Annotated in this window: 16 protein-coding genes; 8 read left to right on the top strand and 8 right to left on the bottom strand. The window is 44.7% G+C overall.

Annotated elements, in window-relative coordinates:
* The first annotated feature begins 365 nt into the window (after window positions 1-365).
* The 7 genes from malT (at window position 366) to sstT (ending at window position 9,087) form a co-directional block, all read left to right on the top strand.
* Window positions 366-3,074, top strand: coding sequence for an HTH-type transcriptional regulator MalT (gene malT / locus R7H07_RS11405; protein WP_005374834.1), 2,709 nt, complete (start codon window positions 366-368; stop codon window positions 3,072-3,074).
* A 578-nt stretch (window positions 3,075-3,652) separates the two neighbouring features.
* Complete coding sequence (locus R7H07_RS11400; protein WP_025768640.1) at window positions 3,653-4,570, top strand: DUF368 domain-containing protein; 918 nt, start codon at window positions 3,653-3,655, stop codon at window positions 4,568-4,570.
* A gap of 243 nt (window positions 4,571-4,813) precedes the next feature.
* On the top strand, window positions 4,814-5,239 hold the full coding sequence (locus tag R7H07_RS11395; protein WP_025768641.1) for a hypothetical protein: 426 nt from the start codon (window positions 4,814-4,816) through the stop codon (window positions 5,237-5,239).
* A 9-nt stretch (window positions 5,240-5,248) separates the two neighbouring features.
* On the top strand, window positions 5,249-5,863 hold the full coding sequence (locus R7H07_RS11390) for an SCO family protein (RefSeq protein WP_005374827.1): 615 nt from the start codon (window positions 5,249-5,251) through the stop codon (window positions 5,861-5,863).
* Window positions 5,853-6,161, top strand: coding sequence for a PTS transporter subunit EIIB (locus R7H07_RS11385; protein WP_005384641.1), 309 nt, complete (start codon window positions 5,853-5,855; stop codon window positions 6,159-6,161). Before R7H07_RS11390 ends, R7H07_RS11385 begins: the two co-directional genes overlap by 11 nt.
* A 275-nt stretch (window positions 6,162-6,436) precedes the next feature.
* Window positions 6,437-7,513, top strand: a complete 1,077-nt coding sequence (gene rsgA, locus R7H07_RS11380) for a ribosome small subunit-dependent GTPase A (RefSeq protein ID WP_206959494.1) — start codon at window positions 6,437-6,439, stop codon at window positions 7,511-7,513.
* Between the two features lie 356 nt (window positions 7,514-7,869).
* Window positions 7,870-9,087: a serine/threonine transporter SstT gene (gene sstT / locus R7H07_RS11375; protein ID WP_005374821.1), complete on the top strand. Its 1,218-nt coding sequence runs from the start codon at window positions 7,870-7,872 to the stop codon at window positions 9,085-9,087.
* A 65-nt stretch (window positions 9,088-9,152) separates the two neighbouring features.
* Here sstT and pdxY read toward each other — a convergent pair whose 3' ends face one another.
* The 3 genes from pdxY to R7H07_RS11360 form a co-directional block, all read right to left on the bottom strand.
* Entirely contained in the window at window positions 9,153-10,022 is an 870-nt protein-coding gene (gene pdxY, locus R7H07_RS11370; RefSeq protein WP_206959495.1) for a pyridoxal kinase PdxY, read from the bottom strand.
* Between the two features lie 101 nt (window positions 10,023-10,123).
* Entirely contained in the window at window positions 10,124-10,312 is a 189-nt protein-coding gene (locus R7H07_RS11365) for an AbrB/MazE/SpoVT family DNA-binding domain-containing protein (RefSeq protein WP_042522194.1), read from the bottom strand.
* Window positions 10,313-10,452: 140 nt separating this feature from the next.
* Entirely contained in the window at window positions 10,453-11,649 is a 1,197-nt protein-coding gene (locus tag R7H07_RS11360; RefSeq protein ID WP_065275516.1) for a tetratricopeptide repeat protein, read from the bottom strand.
* Between the two features lie 546 nt (window positions 11,650-12,195).
* Here R7H07_RS11360 and pulA point away from each other — a divergent pair.
* The gene (gene pulA, locus R7H07_RS11355; RefSeq protein WP_065275517.1) at window positions 12,196-16,185 is read left to right on the top strand and encodes a pullulanase-type alpha-1,6-glucosidase; all 3,990 of its coding nucleotides are present in this window, start codon (window positions 12,196-12,198) and stop codon (window positions 16,183-16,185) included.
* A gap of 99 nt (window positions 16,186-16,284) precedes the next feature.
* Here the strand turns inward: pulA and R7H07_RS11350 are convergent, their stop codons facing one another.
* The 5 genes from R7H07_RS11350 to lamB form a co-directional block, all read right to left on the bottom strand.
* Window positions 16,285-17,901 carry an endonuclease gene (locus R7H07_RS11350; protein ID WP_065275518.1) on the bottom strand — a complete coding sequence of 539 codons (1,617 nt, stop codon included), beginning with the start codon at window positions 17,899-17,901 and terminating at the stop codon, window positions 16,285-16,287.
* A gap of 331 nt (window positions 17,902-18,232) precedes the next feature.
* Window positions 18,233-19,846: an alpha-amylase family glycosyl hydrolase gene (locus tag R7H07_RS11345; RefSeq protein WP_206959496.1), complete on the bottom strand. Its 1,614-nt coding sequence runs from the start codon at window positions 19,844-19,846 to the stop codon at window positions 18,233-18,235.
* A gap of 120 nt (window positions 19,847-19,966) precedes the next feature.
* Window positions 19,967-20,485, bottom strand: a complete 519-nt coding sequence (locus R7H07_RS11340) for a glycosidase (RefSeq protein ID WP_225466189.1) — start codon at window positions 20,483-20,485, stop codon at window positions 19,967-19,969.
* Window positions 20,486-20,648: 163 nt separating this feature from the next.
* Window positions 20,649-21,479, bottom strand: coding sequence for a MalM family protein (locus R7H07_RS11335; RefSeq protein WP_206959498.1), 831 nt, complete (start codon window positions 21,477-21,479; stop codon window positions 20,649-20,651).
* 156 nt (window positions 21,480-21,635) lie between these two features.
* Entirely contained in the window at window positions 21,636-22,856 is a 1,221-nt protein-coding gene (gene lamB, locus R7H07_RS11330; RefSeq protein ID WP_053307973.1) for a maltoporin LamB, read from the bottom strand.
* Window positions 22,857-23,155: the final 299 nt, after the last annotated feature.

The raw sequence follows: 23,155 nt of genomic DNA, 5'->3' as shown, positions 1-23,155 counted from the left end.
TCACAAATAAAGGGCGTAGTTGATGGTAAATCCATCAACCCTTGAGAATTAGGAAGTGGATCAAAGTAACGAACATTTCTGATGTCGTAACATCCCACTCAGCTCACAGGATTGTACGCTTTTTATACAAACTAGAATTAGGCGATGTGAGTTATTTCTAGTTTTCGCTAGCTTTTATATCTAAGTGACCGTATGGAATGGTTTTTCAGACGGACGCAAGCCCCAACAGTAGCGACATTATCCGGCATTCAAACAGTGTTTTTGATGCTGATGACATCATTCAGTAAGACAGCTTTCAAGGGGGCTTTACTAGAATGATCACGTTGCTGTCATTTGGGTATACATAAATAAGGACATAACTACTAATGTGGATTCCATCTAAGCTTACTCGACCAGGACGCCTGCACAATGCCATCGTGCGCCCACGAGTGTTGGACTTACTACAGCAAGCGCCTTACTACAAATTGGTTTTATTCCGCTCCCCAGCAGGTTACGGAAAAACAACAATGGCAGCGCAGTGGCTATCCGATAAGCCAAACGTCGGTTGGTACAGCATTGATGACAGCGATAACGACGGCTTTCGCTTTGTAAACTATCTGCTTCAAGCATTAAACAAAGCCACCAACTTCAGTTGCGCTAACGCACAAAAACTGGCGGAAAAACGTCAGATCTCGTCTTTACGCTCCCTATTTAGCGAAGTATTCGCTGAAATGGCTGACTTTCATCAAGAGTGCTACGTGGTGCTTGATGACTACCATTTAATCACGAATGATGAAATCCATGAATCCATGCGTTTCTTTTTAAAGCACATGCCAGACAACCTCACCGTTGTGGTAACCAGTCGTGCAGCGCCGCCTCTGGGCACTGCAAACTTACGTGTTCGTGATTTAATGATCGAAATAGGCAACGAGATGTTGGCGTTTGATACCGAAGAAACAACTCGCTTCTTTAACCAGCGTATCGCCGATGGTATTGATGAAGACATGGCGAACAGCCTAAGAACCTATGTTGAAGGTTGGCCATCGGCGATGCAGTTGATCGCATTGCAAGCCCAACATCAAAACCGCACATTGGCACAAACTGTAGAGTCGGTATCGCAGTTCAATCACGCGCACTTGTGGGATTACTTGGTCGAAGAAGTGTTTGACTTACTCGATCACGAAACTCGTCACTTTTTAATGCAAGTATCCGTGCTTGACCACTTCAATGATGAGTTAGTGTTTGCCCTTACCCAACGCGAAGACGCACTGGGAATGATTGAATCGCTTAACCGTTACGGCTTATTTATTTACCCGCTCGAAGGGGAACAGAACTGGTTCCGGTTCCATAACTTATTTGGCGAGTTTTTATCTCATGAGCGCCAAGCTCGTATTCCTCAGCAAGAAAAAGATCTCCACCGCAATGCTGCTATCGCTTGGTTACAACAAAAAGCACCACACCAAGCGATTCATCATGCACAAAAATCGAATGATAAGGACTTAGTGGTAGAGATCCTAAACGAATTCGGCTGGAAGATGTTTAACCAAGGCGAACTCAGCACACTGGAAAGCTCAATTAACAAGTTGGACGATGATCTGTTGTTCAGCCACCCAAAACTTACGATGCTCCGAGCATGGTTGGCTCAAAGTCAGCATCGTTATAACCAAGTGGGCCACCTGCTTGAAGAAGCGGAAGAGGAACACAAAAAGCGTAACATTGCGTTAGATATTCATTATCAAGGTCAAGCAAACGCGTTGCTTGCTCAAGTGGCTATCAACAGTAACCAACCAGAAAAAGCTCTCGAATTAGCGGAGTTAGCGCTTAGCCAACTTGATAACACAATTTACCGTAGCCGAATTGTGGCGACTTCGGTTGTTGGTGAAGTTAACCACGTGCTAGGTAAACTAGACCGTGCTTTGCCGATGATGCAACAAACTGAAAAGCTAGCTCGTCAGTATCAGGTATATCACCAAGCGTTATGGGCAATATTGCAGCAAAGCGAGATTTTAATTGCACAAGGTTACGTGCAAGCTGCCTTTGAACTACAAGATTCCGCATTCCGTCTGATTGAAGATCAGCAGCTTCAGCATGTTCCTCTTCATGAATTTTTGCTGCGTATTCGCGCGCAAGTACTTTGGTGCTGGAACCGACTTGATGAAGCGGAAGAATGCGCGTACAAAGGTCTGCAAATTCTCGAAAACCATTCACCAAGCAAGCACTTACATAGCTATTCGATGTTGGCGCGTATTGCGATTGGACGCGGTGAATTAGACAAAGCAGGTAAATTCATTGAGCATATACAGCACTTGATGAAACAGTCGACTTATCACGTAGATTGGACTGCAAACGCTTCACTATCGTTGATTCTATTTTGGCAAGCGCGCGGGAATACCGATGCAATGCAAGAATGGCTCAATACTGCGGTTCGTCCTGAATCGGCATGCAACCACTTTTCTCAATTGCAATGGCGTAACATTGCTCGCGCCCACATTAACTTAGGCCAATATACCGACGCTCGTGCTGCGTTAGATTTTCTCCAAGGTGAAGCTCGTCGCACTAACCTAATCACAGATACTAATCGCAACTTAGTGGTTGAAGCGGTCCTTTCTGCTCGCCAAAAAGATGAGGAGCAAGCCAAGGCTCTGTTAAAAGAAGCATTAGTAATGACGAACCAAACTGGCATGGTCGGAAACTTCCTGATTGATGGTGCAACCATTGGCGGTCTGCTGGAGAAGTTGAGCCTCCGCCATGAACTGGGCGATCTTGAGCGTCACCGTGCTCAACAGTTAATGAAGGACATTTCATCGAATCAACGTAGCCGGTCGATTCACTTTGATGAAGACTTTATTGAAAAGTTGGTGAATCACCCTAATGTGCCAGAGCTAGTACGTACTAGCCCATTAACACAACGCGAATGGCAGGTTCTGGGGCTGATTTATTCAGGCTTTAGTAACGAGCAAATCGCACAAGAGCTGGATGTGGCAGGTACGACAATTAAAACCCACATTCGCAACCTGTACCAAAAGCTTAATATTGCTAATCGTAAAGAAGCCATTGTGACAGCTGAAAATTTGCTACAGTTAATGGGATACTGAACTGCTAGATAAACGGGTTAAAACGTAAAGTAAAACACAAGGGTTGGCGTAACACGTCAGCCCTTTTTTATGACTGACAGTAAGAGAAGTGCAATTTGCAAAGCACGTAAGTAACGTTGTTCATATAAAAAAATAGCCAACCGCAATAATCGCGATTGGCTTATATTTAGTGTGAACAAATTGTATTCACTAACAACGTCAGTTGGCTAGGTGACCCTCGGCTTAAGAAGGGTCGAGCAGTATTATGCATTAATCATGCCAAAATGCAAAGACTTATTTTTGGGCACAAGATCTCATATAAGCTGGATTTATTCACGCGCAAATTATCAAAATGCAATTTGATAATGCAAATTGCAATTGCACAATGCAACCAAGATTGATAATTGATAGTAGAGTTAATCATCTCAAAAATGTAAACCAAGCATTAAAAGCTCGTTACGGCGGCATTGTCTCTTGGCGGGTAATAAAGATAGGCAATAGATTGGATATAAAACCAAGTAGTTACAGCACTATTTCATACTTTTTTCATCGCAATGTTTGTATACTCTCTGCCATCGAAACGACTTAGCATTAGAGCAATGAACTACTTAATTACTTTCTTCAAGGGAATCGCCATGGGTGCAGCAGATGTTGTACCTGGTGTATCTGGCGGCACCATCGCGTTTATCACTGGTATTTACGATACGCTGCTTGAAAGCATTCGACGCATTAACCCCTCACTTTTCTCTATCTGGCGAAAAGAAGGGGTTAAAGCCGCGTTTAATCACATCAACGGATTCTTCCTAATCGCTCTGTTTGCCGGCATTTTCACCAGTATTGCAACGCTAGCAAAGTTGATTACTTGGCTTCTTGACACACACCCGATCCCACTTTGGTCATTTTTCTTTGGTCTAATTTTGGTCTCTGTGTATCACATTATTCGTCAGGTTGAGCAACGCGATCTTGTCCGCTTTGTCATTCTGCTCGTTGGTGTCGGGTTTGCTTATAGTATTACTGTGCTCAAACCTTTACACATGGAACCAACGGCCACTAACACCTTATTCGCTGGAGCTATCGCGATTTGTGCGATGATCTTGCCGGGTATCTCTGGCAGTTTTATTTTGCTGCTGATTGGCATGTATGCTCCTGTATTAGCCGCAGTGAAAGGTTTTCAAGTCGATACATTAGCGCTATTTTTGTCTGGCTGCGTGATCGGTTTACTGTCCTTCTCTCACTTATTGTCGTGGTTACTACGCAAGTTCCGTGATTTCACCCTGATGTTTTTGACTGGATTAATGATTGGTACGTTGCCAAAGATTTGGCCATGGAAAGAAACCATCACTTGGCGCACCAATTCGAAGGGCGAACAAGTGCCATTGCTACAGCACAACCTATCACCATTTGAATTTGAACACGTGACATCACAACCTTCTCAGTTAGTACTTGCTGTCGTAATGATGCTTGCAGCCATTGCTCTGGTTTTGGGTCTAGAGAAATTCGCAGATTCAGATAAATAACTTTGGTATCAAGCACATACTGAACCAAATAAAAACGGAGCCAATTGGATCCGTTTTTATCTATTGGCTAAGGGCAAAACATCTCAATTGAAAACTCTGCTGTATTTGATGCAATAAAGTCCGTCGCGTTACTAGGAAGCTGGTCACCGAGGTATAACGCACAATTTACCGAGGTCACGAGTTGGCGAGCGGCGCATCTGTGCTACGATGCTCGTAATGTTAAGTGATAAATGCTGAACCTTAATGAAACTGTTACAAATAGCCGCTGTTTCAGCCGCATTAGTTGCGGGATTTTATGCCCCGACTCTAATAAAAAGCTTTTCTTCTTCCACTCAAAGCAAGTCAATAGATGAATACTGCTTTCTCTCTACAACCTCTTGCGTCCAAGAAAATGTTACGATGACGCTAAACTCAGAAACTGCTCAACCCTTGGTTCCAACCACTCTAAATGTTGAGTGGCATACAAGCGATGCTAAGCAACTCATCCTAAGTCTTTCAGGAAGAGAAATGGAGATGGGTGAGCCAAAGTTTTTGCTGAAGCAAATCGCTCCTGGCCAATATCAAGGTGACATCATTCTTCCGGTTTGCACGGAGGATGCAATGACTTGGGTTGGTGAACTCAGTGATGGAGAGAATACCGTTTACCCTGCTATAAAAATGCAAAGATAAGGAATCGTTATGAGCCGCAATTGGTCCCTATTTCTCGTAGCTGCTTTCGCACTCGGGTTTGGCGTAAAGAGCTATTTAGATAATCAGAAAACGAAGCCAGAGCAAGTGGACAGTTCCACCTCTCAACAAACGGTATTGTTTGGGGAAAATAACCAAGCCGTCAATATCTTCGATGTGAATGACCCTCGCATCCGAGTCGTCTATTTTGGCTTTACTCGCTGCCCAGACGTTTGCCCAACTTCTCTTGCAATGCTGGCAGGAGCACTGAATCAAATTGACGACGCGCAAAAAGCGCAACTACGCCCGATGTTCATTTCTTTAGATCCAGAGCGTGATGAGGCCGATGCATCAGCAAAATATGCCCATTACTTCCATCCAATGATTGAAGGCCTATCGGCGCCACTTGATGTAACGACACCTTTGGCACACAACTATGGTGTCATTTTCCGCAAGACAGAATTGGAAGGCTCGGAACTAAAATACACGCTGGATCATAGCTCTTACTTTTACTTCTTGAAGCCGGATGGCACGTTAATCACTAAAGTACCACATACGCTCTCACCGGCACCGATTGTTGAAGCCATTTCAAAACTAACGACCGAAGACTCTTCAAATGACGGTTAAGTCAGTGCTGAAGCAATTTTTCAATTTCCTAACTCATACCAACCCCAATGTCGAACAAGACGTCGATACGATCATTGACGCCATTGGGGGCATAGAGAACCTGCTAGAAACTGGTGCATGTGCGACTCGGCTGCGTCTTACCCTCAGAGCGACGTCCGTCATCGATAAGAACGCACTCAAAAATCATGGCGCGCATGGCGTCGTGATATTGGATGATCGTCATGTCCAAATCATATACGGCTTAAAAGCCAACACGTATTCGCAGATTATGGAAGAGCGCATCACAAAACAAAGTTAATATTTTTGCAGTATAGCTACCCTCTTTAAAAAAGGGCAGCTATACTCTTTTGGCTTAATTAACTCACTTATTTATTAACCAACGAAGAGGACACAAGATGATTGTATTGAATAACACTAACTGGGCATCGCAAGGGTAACCCTAACAGCACCAACTCTGTGGCATAACCACAACTCCCCTTCTCTGCCCGGTCTTCACCGGGGTCAACTCTATCCGAATTAGACCCTAATGCGATTTGTATTAAGGCGCTTTGTTGCGTCTGGGATAATTCAATAATGAATCAAACACATACTTTTTGTGACACATTAGTTTCAACTTCAAACCCTCTAAAACAATTGGGTTGGAAACCATTTTTTCAGCAACAACTGACATTAGACGATTACGACAACACTATCTTTGCTCGTGTAATTGCGCATCACCGAAGTGGTTATTTATTGGCAACAGAAACTGGGCAAGTTCATCTTAATGCCCACCATTCTTTACCCAATATGACCGTCGGAGACTGGGTAATCTTAAATGAAGATCAGCAATTTGTTCGCTTACTGGATCGCTTGAGCCTCTTTAGCCGCAAAGCCGCTGGCAGCAAAGTGGCAGAGCAACTCATCGCAGCCAATGTGGATACAGTGTTTATCGTCTGTTCCCTTAACGACGACTTCAATTTAAGTCGTATTGAACGCTATCTTGCCTTGGCTCATGAAGCCGAAGTCGAACCCGTCATCGTGCTTTCCAAAGCCGATTTGTGTGACAATACTGATGAACTAAAAAGCCAAGTACAGAAGCTCGACCCTCTATTAGCTATAGAGACAGTCAACGGCTTAGAAATAGAGAGTGCTTCTAAACTCATGACCTGGTGCAAAGAAGGACAAACCCTCGCTTTTATCGGTTCTTCAGGCGTTGGCAAATCAACTCTTGTTAATGCATTACTCGGGCAACAAGAACAGGCAACTGGGCATATTCGCGAAGACGATAGCAAAGGTCGACATACAACTACATCGCGCTCTATCCATCTATTACCTGATGGCGGCATCTTGATTGATACTCCGGGAATGCGCGAGCTTCAACTAGCAGATTGTGAATCGGGGGTCAGCGAGGCGTTTTCTGACATTGAGGCTCTCGCTCAGCGTTGTCGCTTTGGTGATTGCCAGCATCAAACTGAGCCGGGTTGCGCAGTTCAAACTGCGATTGAAAATGGCAAACTGGAAGTTCGTCGTTTCAATAACTATCAAAAACTAACGCGAGAACAAGCCTTTAACGGCGCGACTTTGGCAGAGCAACGAGCACAAAGTCGACAATTCGGTAAACTTGCTCGCAATGCCATGAATGATAAGCGCAGGCGCCAACAAAGTTATTAATTTGTTGCGTTTGAGTTGTCAATAAAATCAAAGGAGACGAAAGTCTCCTTTTTAACAACTTTATTAAAAACCATTACTCATAACTAATGATAATTTTCAACATAAAAATCTTATTTAAATAACATTGAGCAAACATTTAATCCAAAAACAAACTAAAACTAGACACAAAATATTACCAAGCTAAGATATGTGATATTCAGCAAGAAAATGGCTGAATTTATAAAAACAGGATAATTGATAATCATGTGTCTTAGTGACCAGAAGCAATGCTCACCCCTTGCAATACAAGGGCATTATCGCCGTGTAATGATGGACTATTGCCCTGCCACTCTGGCATAAAATTGCAGGAATGATGTATGCAACACAACAGCCTCGTTGCCCGATATGCTCGTGGTAACCTCGTCGTCCAGATCCTTGTCGGTATCGTCTTTGGTATTTTGCTCGCGACAATTTCTCCAAGCCATGCCGAAAGCGCGGGATTAATTGGTAGCCTTTTTGTCGGTGCGCTTAAAGCGATCGCGCCAATTCTTGTGTTTATTTTGGTTGCCGCTTCAATTGCAAACCAAAAGAAAAACCAACACACTTACATGCGCCCAATCGTTGTACTGTACCTGATGGGTACATTCTTCGCGGCGCTATCAGCAGTGGTTCTAAGCTTCCTTTTCCCGACCAATTTAACGCTTGTCACCGGCGCTGAAGGTGCAACGCCTCCTCAAGGTATTGCTGAAATTCTACGCACATTGTTGTTTAAACTGGTCGACAACCCAGTAAATGCACTAGTAGAAGCAAACTACATCGGCATTCTTGCTTGGGGTGTGGGTCTGGGTCTTGCACTACACCACGCATCGGCAACAACGAAGGCCGTATTTGAAGATCTAAGCCACAGCGTGTCTCACATTGTGCGCTTTATCATTCGTCTTGCACCATTTGGTATCTTTGGCTTGGTTGCTTCAACGTTTGCGACAACGGGCTTTAGCGCACTAGCAAGCTACGCGCACCTTCTGGCGGTTCTTCTTGGCGCAATGATGATCATCGCACTCGTTGTAAACCCAGCGATCGTGTTCGTTAAAACCAAACAAAACCCTTACCCACTTGTATTCCGTTGTCTACGTGAAAGTGGTGTAACTGCGTTCTTCACTCGTTCAAGTGCGGCGAATATTCCAGTAAACATGGCACTATGTGAGAAGCTAAAACTGGACGAGGATACATACTCAGTATCTATCCCTCTAGGTGCGACCATCAACATGGCTGGTGCTGCAATCACTATCACAACGCTAACGCTTGCAGCTGTGCACACTATGGGTATCGAAGTTGATCTACTGACTGCGCTACTTCTAAGTATTGTAGCTGCGGTTTCTGCATGCGGCGCATCAGGTGTTGCAGGTGGCTCTCTACTACTTATCCCACTTGCGTGTGGCCTGTTTGGTATCTCAAACGACGTAGCAATGCAGGTTGTAGCGGTTGGCTTCATTATCGGTGTGATTCAAGACTCTGCTGAAACTGCGCTAAACAGCTCAACAGACGTTGTCTTTACGGCAGCAGTTTGTAAATCAGAGCAGCAAAAAGCTCAGTAAGACTGACAGAACAAATAGAAAGGGGAGCCGATGATGGCTCCCCTTTTTTGTTTAATTGCGCTCAATTATGCGGTGACCAGAGCCACTTCTTCAATCGGGAAGTGTTTGCTTGGTTCAACAAACTCTTGCTGCGCCGCGATAGTTTGCAGCTCCCATTCGCCTGCATGATACGTTGCACTTAACACCCCGTAGCACGCGTCATGACAATGTTGGAAAGCTTGTTTAGGACACCAGCCTTTTAAGAGTCCCGCGGTAAAAATAGCTGAAATAAGATCGCCCACGCCAACAGGTTGTTTAGCAAACTCAAATTGAGGACGCTTCGCAAGGTAAATACCTTCTTGCGTAGCCAATAGCATGTTAAAGCTGCCATTTTCTAGGCAGTAAAGGTGCTTAACTAGCACCACTTTTGGACCTTTCTCTAGCGCACGTTGGCATGCGGTGATCGCATCGTCTAATGAGTGGATTTCCATCTCAGAAAATTGACTTAGCTCGAATTGGTTCGGAACGATCACGTCCGCCATTGGCATCAAACGCGTTAGAAGATTTTCAGCAATGCCCGGAGCCACAATGCAGCCTTTGTCTGGCGCGCCCATCACAGGGTCGCAAACGTAAAGTGCGTTCGGGTTCGCTTGCTTCACTTTCGTCACGGTATCTTCAACAGCAAGGCACTGCTCTGCGCTACCTTGGTAGCCCGTCAATACCGCTTGGCACTTTTCCAGCGCGCCGATGTTACCAAGTCCACGAACTAACTCGCTAATGTCTTCAGCCGCAAACGCTCGCCCAGTCCAGCCTTCTTGATACTGCGTGTGGTTAGAAAATTGAACGGTATGAATCGGCCATACTTCGAAACCCATGCGTTGCATTGGGAAAACAGCACTGCTGTTACCAGCATGACCAAAAGAAACATGAGATTGTATAGAGAGGATACCTTGCATAGTACCTTACCTCTTATTGTAGTTATCGATAGTTCAAAGACAGCGGCAAGCGCCAGTTTTGCGAAACCAGTAGTGTATCCGACAAACCAAGATTCTCTAACTCAATTCTCCTCAATATCTTCAGAGTAAGTTGGAGCGTTGGTTTTCAACACCATCTTCTTAATTTCCATTTTGTCTTTATTCAGTGCGATTTCTAGGGTATCTCCTTCCCTTATCCTGAGCTGAGCCAGGATTACGCTTGGAATGACTACGGCGGTGTCGTCACCGATTTTAACAGGTTGACTTATCATCTTTCGTCCTCCAAATGTCGAAAATGAGTTTTCACGCCATTGGATGTCTAGCCTCAAATGCATTGAGCTGACTTGGATTTGGCGTAACATTTTAAAGACAAAAGAAAAGCCTCAATCTTGAGGCTTCTGGATAAGATATGTTATGGCTGAAGGAAGTTTTGAGTGAAATCGAGCGCCTCTTTAGAGAGTTTTTTTTCGTTGGGCGATGTGCTTGCCTGACCTTCTGCTGTTACCGTTGTCATGTTAGGCTGAAAATCTAGTGTTGATGTCTCCTCCCAAGCTTCGGAGGCTTCTTTACTCTCGTCATTCAACACCGCATTGAGCTCCTCTTCCGCAGGAAAATACGCTTCGCGTTTGTACACTTTGTTAAGGGCTCGAATAATAGAGTGCTTTCTCACCATTCCTGAGGCCAGTTTTCTTTGCAACGGCTTCGCTATGGACTGCAATCCAACGACAACATCAACACCAATATTGGTTGCCACTTCATCACGTAACGTACGCGCAGGTTGGTAGCCCATATTGGCAGCAAGAAACAGCCAAACGTAAGCAATTGCATTACCCGTTTTACCTTTATCCTTCCACGCTTCGCCAGCATGATACATCGCTTTAGCACTGCCACCTTCCGCGGCCCGTTCTAGCCAGTAGCAACCTTTAACCATGCTTTTTTCTGTACCAATGCCATTTAGGTAACATAAGCCGACTTGGATCTTGCCATCCGCACTGTCTTTTTCCGCCGCTTTCATAAACCAGTAAAGCGCATCTGCACTGCGTCCTGCACTATTGTCTGGTGAAAGCTGCCATTCCCCCATATAAATCATGGCATCAATGCAGCCTTCTTCGGCGGCAGTTTCAATCAGTTGGTTACCTTTTGGGATATTTTTTTCAGTTCCTCGACCAAAGACCAAGGCCTTGCCCGTCGAAAATTTCGCTTCGGTATCCCCTTCCATTCCCGCAATTGCGGTACGCCAGAAGTTTGCCTGCTCTTTTAAAATCACATCTTCGCGCATGCGTTCACTTAAGCGAACAATGCCGTACATCCCCGTCACATTGTCCAGTTTAGCGGCTTTATCATACCAATACAGCGCTTGACGAATGTTGTCCTTTTCGGCTTCTTTCGCTAGAAATAAAATGGTGGGGATATGCCCAGTTTCGGCTTTGAACTCTCGCTCTTTACGCTCTTGCTCTCGCGCTTTATGCATCGCCTTTCGATAAGCGGCTTCGCGAGCTTTCCTCTCTGCCTCGAGTCTCTGTTTCCGCATCGACAACGAGATCATCCACACAAATATCAGGACGAGTGAAAGGCCAGTTGCCGCAATGGCAATGCCCATACTACTCATAAATAGCCTCTTTTGGTTTCAGGGCCCAATTCAACTCCCTTTCAGGGAAATCTTATGATTACGCGCCGACGTAACGCCGACTACCTTCATTATATAACGACCACTTAGCGAAAATCTGAAGCGTGCGAAGACTTAATGGCGGTATTTTATTCAACATCACTGCAACTTATTTTTAAAAGAAAAATATAGCCCTCATTTTTATAGAACTTAATCACGGTTTTGGGGCTGAGACATTCTCATCCCCTATCATCCCCCCTTACTCATCCCATAAAAATTTACATTTTAATGATGTGCAGAATCTCTCACTATGCGCCTGTTTTATTATTTAATTTGTGAACAAAATCGACTGTGACAGAAAATTTGCACCTGTAAAAAACTTAACAGCCTGCTCTCACATTTTGCTGATGATTCAGTGTATTAGCATCTAATTGAACATTTCCTTTTTTGGCATCTGCCTTTCTAGCGTGTGCAAAACCTTCTTGATGATTGAGTCAGCGAAGGCAGCGCGCAGCTCAATATCAATTCAATAACAATGGATTTGTAAACGTGGACAATAAGACATTTAAATTATCAACAATTGCCAAAACCGTACTGCCTTTGATTTCCGTCGCGGTAATCAGCGGTTGTGGTAGTGATAGCACGAACGAAGATACGACGAACCCTGGCTCAGGCTTGTACCCTGCGGGAGAGAACGAAGTCGTCATTTATTACAAACGTGACGTAGCATCAGCTTCAACAGCAAGCGACTACGAAGGTTGGGGCTTGCACCTATGGAACGGTGAGGGCTGTACCAGCACAGATTTAGACGCAATGGGCATTCCGGGAACAGGAACGGATTGGTCTGCGCCACACCCATTCGATGGCATCAACGACACCTACGGTGCTTACTACGTACTGAAAATAAACCCTGACGCCTCTGACCCACACGAATGCATGAACTTCATTCTGCACAAAGGTGATGAGAAAGCGTTCGGCAGCGCAAACTCAAAAGTAGAGTTGACGAAAATCGGCGAATCGAAAGGTTTGTTTGGCTTCCACGGCAGCAGTGAACTTTACTACGAGCCAATAGAAGAGCGCCCTGTTGATATTGATGGTCAAAAAGCCCATTGGTTAGACGCCAACACCATTGCATGGGAAGCGGCGACCAGTGCGGATTCCATGAAGCTGTTCTACAGCCTTAGCAATGACATCAAAATGGATGAAGATAAGCAAATCTCTGGCGGTACAGCGGTTGAGCTGACAAAGGCTGGTGAGTTGTCTGATGGTCTGAAATCACGCTTCCGTCACCTTGCTAGCCTTCAAGCTGCGGGTATCGATGTCGATGACGCGACCTTGCGTACGATCCTGAAGTCACAAATCGTTATGGTGGCTTACAACGCAAATGGTGACGTCATTTCTGCAACTGAAGTGCAAAAACCGGGCGTTTTGGATGCGGTGTTTGCCGATTCCAAGGCAGGTAACGCGATCGGTCAAGAACTCGGTGCGATTGTGGAAGGCGGTGCCGCAACCTTCAAACTATGGGCACCAACTGCCCAAGATGTTGATCTGATAATCTACGATGAAAACTTAGCAGAAGAAGCGACCGTTGCCATGACGGAAGACCCAGCAACAGGTATCTGGGTTTCTGAGGCACAAAGCAACGTTGTCAACAAATACTATCGCTACCAAGTTAAGGTATACCACCCAACAACTGGCGTCGTTGAAACGCGTTTGGTAACAGACCCATATTCAATGAGCTTGTCTAAGAACTCACGATACTCGCAAGTGGTTGATTTAGATGATCCAAGCTTAATGCCTCAAGATTGGAAAAACTACGCACGCCCAACGGTTAAAAAAGACGAAGACCACGTCCTTTACGAGTCACACATTCGTGATTTCAGCTTTAACGACAGCAAAGGCACACCAAGTCTTGATGGCAAATATCTGGCGCTTACAGAACCTGAGCGTGAGTCTGTATCTCACTTACAAGCTTTAAAAGATGCTGGCCTAACAACGCTACATATCTTGCCAGCATTTGATATTGCAACCGTGGATGAAGACGCTGACAAGCGAGTCGATATCACCGACACCGTGGGTAAACTTTGTGGCATCAAGCCAGAAGCCTCCATTTGTGAGACCGAAGATGACGGCAAAGTGATTGAAGAGGTATTAAATAGCTACGACCCAACAACGGGCAAAGCACAAGCGTTGATGAACGATCTTCGCATGCTAGACAGCTTCAACTGGGGTTACGACCCTTACCACTACACCGTGCCAGAAGGCAGTTATGCGACCGATCCTAACGGGTCTAAGCGTATTCTAGAGTTCCGCGAAATGGTTCAAGCGACGCATAAAATGGATCTGAAACTGGTCATGGACGTCGTGTACAATCACACAAATGCATCTGGTGTGAACGAAAAATCAGTACTGGATAAGATTGTCCCTGGGTACTACCACCGCCTAAACGTCAACACTGGCGGAGTCGAAAACTCAACCTGTTGTGATAACACCGCAACCGAGAACTTGATGATGGGTAAACTAATGGTTGACTCATTGATGGTATGGGCGGATGACTATAAAGTCGATGGTTTCCGTTTTGACCTTATGGGCCACCAGCCGAAAAATGTGATGGTTTACGCACTTGAAAAAGTCCGTGAAATTGACCCGAATACCTTGTTCTACGGCGAAGGTTGGGACTTTGGTGAAGTCGCGCAAAACGCTCGCTTCGATCAGGCGACACAAGTCAACATGGCAGGGACAGAAATCGGTACTTTCTCTGATCGTCTGCGTGACGCAGTTCGTGGCGGAAGCCCGTTTGATGGCGGTGTAGATTCTGAAGGTAAGCACCCACTTCGCTTTAACCAAGGCTTTGGTAACGCCGCTTATCCTAACGAAGAAACCAAAACTGACGCAGAGTCGGTGAATGGTCGTTTACACAACCAAGATCTGGTTCGTCTAGGTATGGCTGGTAACTTGGCTGACTACATCCTTCTTGATTACAAAGGCGAAACCAAGCTGGGTAAGAACGTTGATTACAATGGTGCTCCTGCAGGCTACACAAAAGTGCCATCAGAGAACATCTCTTACGTGTCTAAGCACGACAACCAAACATTGTGGGATAACAACGCCTACAAGATTGCGACAGGCACTTCATCTGCCGAGCGTGCACGTATGCAGTCTGTGTCCCTATCAACGGTGATGCTTGGTCAAGGCATTCCATTCATCCACATGGGTTCTGAGCTATTGCGCTCTAAATCTATGCAGCGCGACTCGTACGATTCTGGTGACTGGTTCAACCGTGTATTCTTCGACGGAAGCGACAATAACTGGAACGTTGGTCTACCACGTGAAGACAAAGACGGTGCAAACTGGGAGCTGATCAAAACCATCGTTGGTGACAGCACGGCGAAACCAGATTCAACCGACATCGAGCTGACTAAGCAACAATTCCTAGAGCTACTAAAAATCCGTAGCACAAGCGAACTGTTCCGCCTAGATACCGCGCAAGAAGTGATGAACCGTGTTGACTTCCGCAACGTAGGGAAAGACCAAGTGGAAGGCTTGATTGTGATGTCTATCGACGATGGTACCTCAGCGGGTGCCGATTTAGATTCGAACTACGATGCAATCGTGGCCGTTGTGAACTCAACATCAACTGAGAAATCTTTCAAAGTTGCCGGCGCAACTGGTTTCGAGTTACATGAAGTTCAACAAAACTCTGCGGATGACATCGTGAAAGGTGCAAGCTTCACCAATGAAACGTTCACAGTACCAGCACTGACAACAGCGGTATTCGTACAGCCACAAAACGGCGCGCAAGGTGCTGGCCTACCAGTAAACACGGATAACAAAGACGTATCGAGTATTCCTCCTTACGGCGAAACCGTGGTTTACGTGAAAGGCACGATGAACGAGTGGTCTGATAGCAGTGATTGGGCGATGACCTTTATTGGCAACGGTATGTACTCTGTAACTGGCGTTCTTGAAGCTGGTGAACACGAGTTCAAATTCGCGGACTCTGGTTGGGCAAATCCAAACATCGGTTGTGATGCTGCGAATATAGCTTCTGGTTCACTAGAATTAGGTTCAGAAGGTAACTGTAAGCTGTCTGTTGCTGAAACAGGTAAGTACAACTTCACTCTGAACGCGCTACATGTTCAAGATGAAAGCGTAGAAAAACCGGTCGTGTCAGTGACCAAGTCAGCAGATGCACCAACATTCGGTGAAACAGCACTTTACTTACGTGGCACTATCACTACATGGGATGCTCCAGCACAAGACTCAACAGCGAAGTTCAGCTATGTTGCAAATGACGTTTATTCGCTAGACATTACCCTAGCGGCGGGCAACTACGAGATGAAAGTTGCGAGCGCAGACTGGGCAGCAGACACCAACTTCGGTGGCGAAGGCAGTGTTGAGCTTGGTAAAGCGCTAACGATGGAAGTCGGTGGCGGTAGTGCAAACCTGAAAATTGCGATTGCAGAAGCAGGAAACTACAACTTCCACTTCAACGCGGCTGACAAGTCGGCGCCAATCGTGACGGTAACGAAAAACTAGTTTCATTTAAAAACATCCGTAATGAAAAAGGGGAAGCATCACGCTTCCCCTTTGTTTTGTTGGCGTCACTAAATGGTGGATACCAAAATCAAAAAGGCGTTAGTTTCCCCAAATCTGTTCAACAAACTCAGGATGATCAATGAATGGATTACGATTGCCCTGAAAATCAAACACTTGTTGATTCCGATTTCGTTCTTTTTCACTAACGGGATCATTTTTGTGCCAACGTTTCAGCATGTTTAACATCCAAGGTTCAAAAACCGTTGAACTTGAACCATCAAGGACAGCATCCGCATTGCTTGAATTGCCTTCCCAGTTACCTACAATATTTTCATAGCGGGTTGCCATGTAGAAATAAGCACGGGCGAAGTCGCCCTTAAACTCATCAATCGGCTCAAACACCGTACCGGAGTAGCCCAGATTAGTGCTTGCTTGGCCAAGTTTAGAGCCATTACTAGACACGTAGGTCGCGGTGCCCACTTCACCAAATGGCCAATTACTGCGCTTCGCGTTTACATAACCATCAGTCGCAAACAAGTGATGACCGTCTGAGTTCATCGGCTCAACCTTACCGCCAAACCAGCTTTTCGGAAAAGAGTGCTCACGGTTGTAGCAATCCCCTTCCGTTTTGTATTGGCCACATTGGTCTGTGACTTTGGTAAAGCTTACTGTATCGCTACCAGATGGCTTTTCAGAATACATATCGAGAATAGAGCCATCATTTTCGTAATAACGATCAATATCGGCATCTTTTACCAAGGTCCAGACCGCAGAATAGCCTCGGCTGGAGTGATTATTGATAATGTTAAACAACGCTGTTTTTAGAGCGTATCCCGTCTTACCAGATGCCGCTTGATAGTAACCATCAACCACTGGTGGGGTCGTGGTTGAGTCACCTAACGTAAAATCGGTGGTTTCACTTTTCGAGAATTCAGCGCCAGAAGCAAGAGTCTTATCTCCCTCAGTCAGCGTGTACGACCCCGCGCCACTGCCACAACAAATGCCGTCACCATACTCGTCTTGAATCGTGAATTGGTAGTTACCGTCAGCTAAGCACATGCTCTTTTCAATGGTGATTGCTGACTCATATCCCTGACCAGAAAACAGTACTTCAGCTTGGTTGTTTTTTAACGTCCAGCTAGTTTCTGAACCATAATTATCGGTTGTGAGAGTCAAGACCACTTGGTGATCACTACAACTTTCTACAGGAGGTTGTGTACTCGTCTCAGTCGGTTGAAAATTATCGACGTAGACAACTTCTGAGCCATCAAAACTGGCTTCATCGTAAAAACGCAAACCGACGTTGATGGTCTTGTTCGAGCTCGCTGTGTAGTTGTGCGCGAGCTCTTGCCACTGGTTTATCTGTTGTGGGTTCGAGTAATTGTGATAACCATCAACCACCAGACGTGCTTTTACATTTCCTTCGGTATGATAAACCGAGACAGAAAACGGATAGGTTTTCCCTTGCTCCACATTAATGGTTTGCAAAAAGTCGGTGTTGCTTTGGGTACCTGTATTCACGACGACCTGGGCAGCCAGACCACCCGATTTGATTTGCTCGCTGCTTGGCGACACTGTAATGCCCGCGTCAATCTCTGACCACTGCGTAGGTACATTGCCATTCCACTGTTCAAAGTCACCGTTGATAATTTGGCTATATGCAAACGGAGAGCTAACAGCAGCAAGGAGACAGAGGGAGTTCGTTATGGATTTCATTATACTTTTCCATTAGTTATATAAATCCCAGACACGATAAACATATTAGTGGGGCATAAATAATCCTTCAGTCACATTTTTACGTTGCACAAGTGTTAATTTACTTTTTAATGTGCAGCTTATCTCACAAATATCCATCTGCTGAAAACAAACGCCAATACAAAAAGCGAAGCAACTTGTTGGCTACATCGTCGTAAAACCATTAAGGGAAAAGTAAAACAGACAGAAAAAAGCCAAGTGTGCGCCTATGGGGGTCAGCAACAACACTTGGCTTGTTTATAAGAAAGCTTGTGGTCAGCTCAACTGGTGAGCATCAATTCTGGATAATTCCTTAAGGTTTTACCGCAAAGAATCGTCCTTGTAGTGGCGACATTAGAATCTGATATTGACCATTACTCGGAGTAATTTTTTCATTCGTGAGCAAATCCACCAACTCACCAGTACCAACACTCTCCTGAGTAAGAGTGACGCTTCTAGCGCTCTCTAAGGTATTTAGCGCAAACAAGACTTTGTCCGAACCAGATTGTTTCAAGTCCACATAACTGCCGTTACTCGCAACTAAATTCGTGCGTGACCCTTGATAAAGTGCAGGATGCGCATCGCGCATTGTCATCAGCGATGTCACATAAGATTTGAGATCGGCTTGGTTTGCATCAAGCGTCGCCGTCACGCCTTCAATTTTCGCACTGCTGCGCGCAACGTGATCATCGCACAAGCCTTGAATGGCACAGGTGCTGTTGTCTTCTTTTGCGGCAAAACCATCCACTTGATCCCCGATTTCATCACCGTAGTACAACGTGATTGGCCCGGTGTACGCCGCTTGGAAAGCAAATGCGGCTTTATGGCGTAACCAATATTCCACATCATTCACATCCGCTAAATTTCCGCGCTGTAACAAGTCACCAAAGCGCACTAAATCATGGTTGCCGATCATCAAATTCGGCTGCGCATGTGTTGGATATTGGTTGTGTGTGCTGTAGCCGTTGTCTAACCAATCCGCACCGCGACCACCCACGCCACTCTCATTCACGGCCAAAGTTTCAACGATGCGATATCGCATAGGAAAATCAAATGCAGAGCACAATGCTGGATCGCTGTTCGATCCATACGCCTCATTCGCGATTTCAGACTCCCCTTTCCAAATCTCTGCCACCATGTAACCCAACGGATTCACTTGTTCGCCTTTGCTATTGGTGTACGTCACACTTTGTGAGGCTTCATCGACGGCTTTACGAAGTTGTGTCCAAGCGTCTGTCGGAACTTGATAGGCTTGATCTAAACGCCAGCCGTCAATCTTCAGTTCTTTGATCCAATACGTTGCCACTTCTTTGTAGAAATCGAGACTGGCTGGGTAATCAACGGGGTTGCTCGATCCCGATGGCAACAAACCGGAGGGAGATGGTTTGATCAAACCATTCTTATGGTGGCCAAATACGCCATCAAAAAACACGTACAAACCGCGTTTGTGTGCTTCATCGACCAAGGTTCTCGCCGTTTCTAAATCACCAAAACGTGGATCAATGGTGAAGTAATCCGTAGCAAAGTAGTCCGTGGCATCCAGACGATCGGCCCAGTGTTCTTGGCCCGCTATCGCTTCCGATTCAAAAACTGGCGTCAACCAAATCGCGTTCATCCCTAAATCTTGGATGTAATCGAGTGAATCAATCACTCCTTGCAAATCGCCGATATGATGGCTGGTGCCATAACCTGTACCGTGACCAATGCTCGCATCACCATCTACAAAACTCTCTACCATGATTTGATAAGTACGAAGTTGGTTACTTTGCGCCATGACATTGGCTTGGCAAGCATAACTGGTATCCGGTAGCGGAGTGCTACTATTAGTGTCGCCACCACCAGAAGAATTACACGCAGATAAAGCACCAATCACACTTAACGCAAGCAACGATCGAGACAGGCGATGGTTACGTAGGATATTACGCATTTTATTCTCCCTAACTTACTCAAATAAACTACGGAAATTTGAGTAATAAAATTAACCCCGACATGTGTTTCATGCAGGGGTTAATAAATAAAAATAGATTTTAAATAATTGAATGGAATATTATTGGCACTTATTTACCATAATTGAATAAGGTGAGCCATCATCTGTAAATTCTAAACTCCAAAGATATTTACCAGGCTCTTTAATTTCTAGTTTTGTATCTGTACCGTAACCACCGTAAGTCAGTTCATTTAATTGTCCGACCGATAATTTTTTACCTTTGGCAGTAAACTGTGGTTTCCATTGTTCAGCGGCATACTGCATTTTATAATTACCTGAAATTTCATCGGTAATCACTTGATAGACATTGTTCCCCTTATAGGTCAGCTTGCGCTCGGCAGTGTGCTTCCAATCTGCATTTGGGAAACTACCTACAACAAAAATGTCTTTAGACAATGGGCCAGATTCGGCTGAATCCGGCAAACTACAATTTGTCATCATATCAATCTGCGTGCTCGTAAACGCAACCGCATTATTTACTTCACCTTGGGTTGTATTTTCTGATGATGTGGACGAGCAAGCAGACAAGATAGACACAGCAGCTAAAGTACATGCTGTATTTATAATTATTTTTTTCACGTTATATCCTTATTTTTATTAGACCAAGTACTAATTAAATTAGAACATATATATTATGGATCGAAATAAAATAAATTTTAAATAGGAATAATATAATATGTGAAAAAGATAACTAAATGCGTAATAAAAAAGCCGACTATCTTAGCCGGCTTTTTAAAATTATCTATTTACTATTAACTGCTTTTACAAATACTTCTTGCGCACCTTCAATTCCTAACGCTTTTGCTTCATCAAGTAAGCTCAGAGCTTTAGGGATATCATCTGCTTTTACGGCCGCTTTAATTGCGTTGTGGTAGTAAGTTTGTGTTTCAGGCTGTACTGATTCAACCGCCTTAGCCGCAATTGGAGCCGCCGCTGGTTCATTACTTGATGTTCCGATTGAGAAGAAACTCACACGGTCAATCGAGACTTCAATCTTACCTGTATCACTGTTAGGAATTGGAATATCTTTTACTTCTGGTAAGTAGTTACCTCTCCCCTCAGCGTCCAAACGCGCGGGGTGAATCACTTCGGTAAACCCGCCAAGGTCGGCTTTATCTGTATAAATAATAAGATAAACAGAATCTAATCCCGTTGGGGGGAAAAAGTCTTTTTCGGCAGCCAAGCGATTACCAAGATGCAGGCGAGGTTTTTTGTACTCAAATTCAGTTTTATCATAATTTTCGAGCTCTCTACCATTTTTATCGACAATAACTGCTCTTGGTACAAAAGCCGTCTCTTCGATTAGACTGGTGATTTTAATAGCAAACTCACCACGATCTGCTGGAAGCTCAAACACAGCGACACGGCTATCGATATTCTGATACTTCAGAACTTGGCTTTGAGCAGTGATATCAATAATGGCAGAGCTAGGAAGCTTCATTTTTACCGATTGAAGTTCAGAGAGTGTGTCAACTTTTTGCATTTGAGCAACTTGAACTTGTTCGATAACTTCAGTGGATTGGCAGCCAGCAAGCGCTACACATCCACTTAACATGAGGGCACGGAAGTACATACTTTTTCCTTCTAGTTATTTTTCTAAAGGTTTTGGCACTAAAGCATCTTAGAGTGACTTTAATGAAACGTCTAACTTTTCAATAACCCTTAGAAAAATAGCCGACTGATGTCGGCTATTTGACTAGGACAGCTAGATAACTAAGAGTTTATTTGATTACCACCAAGCCTCAGCTTGAACACCAAATACGAACTCTGTATCGTCACCGTTGAACGCATTGTCATTTTCAGTATCTAGCAAGTAAGTTCCGTATACACGTAGTTCTGGACGAGCCCAGAAGCTGTCACCCATAGCCCAAGCTTGAGCAACTGTGAATTTAGCATTACCAAAATCTTCTTTTGCTAGGCCACTATCTGCGATTTTCTCACCAGAGTTGTAACCCGCTTCGAATACTGTGCGCATTGTATCGTTCCACTTGTACATAGGACGAACAACTACAGAATATTGATCAATATCGAAGTTTTTACCTGTGTAAGCGCCAGCAGCTTGACCACCAATGTCGCTACCTGATAGGTAAGCAAGTTGGTGACCCATTTCCCAGTTCTCAGCTAGGTTCATTACACCCCAGTTGATCAAACGGAAGCCTGATGCATCATTAAATGCCTCTGTACCTCGCGCGTAATAAGCACCAGATCCCCAGAAGTTAGCAGCTTGAACACCGTAACCATTTGTACCGTATTGAAATACTGTTTGGTTAAAACCGTTACTCATACCTTGATGGATAATCGCAGACGCCAATACGCCGTCATCCGCTTCTTCTTTTGCATCGTTAGAATCTGTCGCAAAGTTGTAAGCAACAGCCAACTCAAGAGCAGCATTATCCCAAAGGCCGATGTTCGCTAAACGAGCATCAAAGATGTAACCCGTTGAATCTGAAGTTTCACCATCTTGAATCAATGCTAGAGATAGTTTTTGGTTGCCTACTGAGAGGTTTTCGATACCACCACCAGTACCAGAAGTGTTTAGGAAATAGAAATCAGTGATGTGGATATCTTTACGCTGGTAGTAAGTTTTACCAGCCCACATAGTTGCGTCTTTATCAGAAGCAATCAGACCTTTAGCTTTTACAGCAAACTGAGCAACGTTAAAATCAGCATCTTCCCAACCATTCGCACCAGGAGCACCAGAAGCAATCATAGATTCGATACGCCAAGTCTGGTCACCCATTTTCAACTCTTCCGCCAAACCAAACTCAGAGTAGTTATCGTCTTCGTTACCCAGACGACCAATACCAAATTTGTTTACAGCAAGGTCACCATTACCATTACCGCTGATACCAGTACCAGCGCGCATGTAACCGTTAAAATCCACTGCAAACGCAGAACCAGCAGCTAAAGTTGCAGCAACAGCAGCAGCAATTACACTTACTTTTTTCATTCTTAACTCCATTAAGGGTATTTATAATTCTGTCTTCCCTGCTCACTCTTTTAGGTGAATATAGGCAGTAAAAACACACCTAAAGAAAGAGAGGTAAGATGGGAACGAATCCCCGTTTGTTTCAACAGTTGTGAGATTACCCGAGGCGTACAAGGATGACTTCCTCCGCCCTAAACTAATTTAAGGGGGATGAGAAGGGAGTAGAAAATTTACCGAATGGTGTTTTTTCGAGTCAGATCACCAATCTAGGGAGGAATTAGTAAGTTTGTTCGGTTTTGAGCCGCTACAAAGTGATAGCC

Source organism: Vibrio sp. Vb1127 (assembly GCF_033338735.1).
Classification (GTDB): domain Bacteria; phylum Pseudomonadota; class Gammaproteobacteria; order Enterobacterales; family Vibrionaceae; genus Vibrio; species Vibrio alginolyticus.
The sequence above is the reverse complement of the archived record's forward strand: the minus strand, read 5'-3'. Positions and strand labels throughout refer to the sequence as shown.

Excerpts from the sequence above, each read along its gene's own strand:
- malT (WP_005374834.1), top strand. The coding sequence starts at position 366 with ATGTGGATTCCATCTAAGCTTACTCGACCAGGACGCCTGCACAATGCC.
- R7H07_RS11400 (WP_025768640.1), top strand. The coding sequence starts at position 3,653 with ATGAACTACTTAATTACTTTCTTCAAGGGAATCGCCATGGGTGCAGCA.
- R7H07_RS11395 (WP_025768641.1), top strand. The coding sequence starts at position 4,814 with ATGAAACTGTTACAAATAGCCGCTGTTTCAGCCGCATTAGTTGCGGGA.
- R7H07_RS11390 (WP_005374827.1), top strand. The coding sequence starts at position 5,249 with ATGAGCCGCAATTGGTCCCTATTTCTCGTAGCTGCTTTCGCACTCGGG.
- R7H07_RS11385 (WP_005384641.1), top strand. The coding sequence starts at position 5,853 with ATGACGGTTAAGTCAGTGCTGAAGCAATTTTTCAATTTCCTAACTCAT.
- rsgA (WP_206959494.1), top strand. The coding sequence starts at position 6,437 with ATGAATCAAACACATACTTTTTGTGACACATTAGTTTCAACTTCAAAC.
- sstT (WP_005374821.1), top strand. The coding sequence starts at position 7,870 with ATGCAACACAACAGCCTCGTTGCCCGATATGCTCGTGGTAACCTCGTC.
- pdxY (WP_206959495.1), bottom strand. The coding sequence starts at position 10,022 with ATGCAAGGTATCCTCTCTATACAATCTCATGTTTCTTTTGGTCATGCT.
- R7H07_RS11365 (WP_042522194.1), bottom strand. The coding sequence starts at position 10,312 with ATGATAAGTCAACCTGTTAAAATCGGTGACGACACCGCCGTAGTCATT.
- R7H07_RS11360 (WP_065275516.1), bottom strand. The coding sequence starts at position 11,649 with ATGAGTAGTATGGGCATTGCCATTGCGGCAACTGGCCTTTCACTCGTC.
- R7H07_RS11350 (WP_065275518.1), bottom strand. The coding sequence starts at position 17,901 with ATGAAATCCATAACGAACTCCCTCTGTCTCCTTGCTGCTGTTAGCTCT.
- R7H07_RS11345 (WP_206959496.1), bottom strand. The coding sequence starts at position 19,846 with ATGCGTAATATCCTACGTAACCATCGCCTGTCTCGATCGTTGCTTGCG.
- R7H07_RS11335 (WP_206959498.1), bottom strand. The coding sequence starts at position 21,479 with ATGTACTTCCGTGCCCTCATGTTAAGTGGATGTGTAGCGCTTGCTGGC.
- lamB (WP_053307973.1), bottom strand. The coding sequence starts at position 22,856 with ATGAAAAAAGTAAGTGTAATTGCTGCTGCTGTTGCTGCAACTTTAGCT.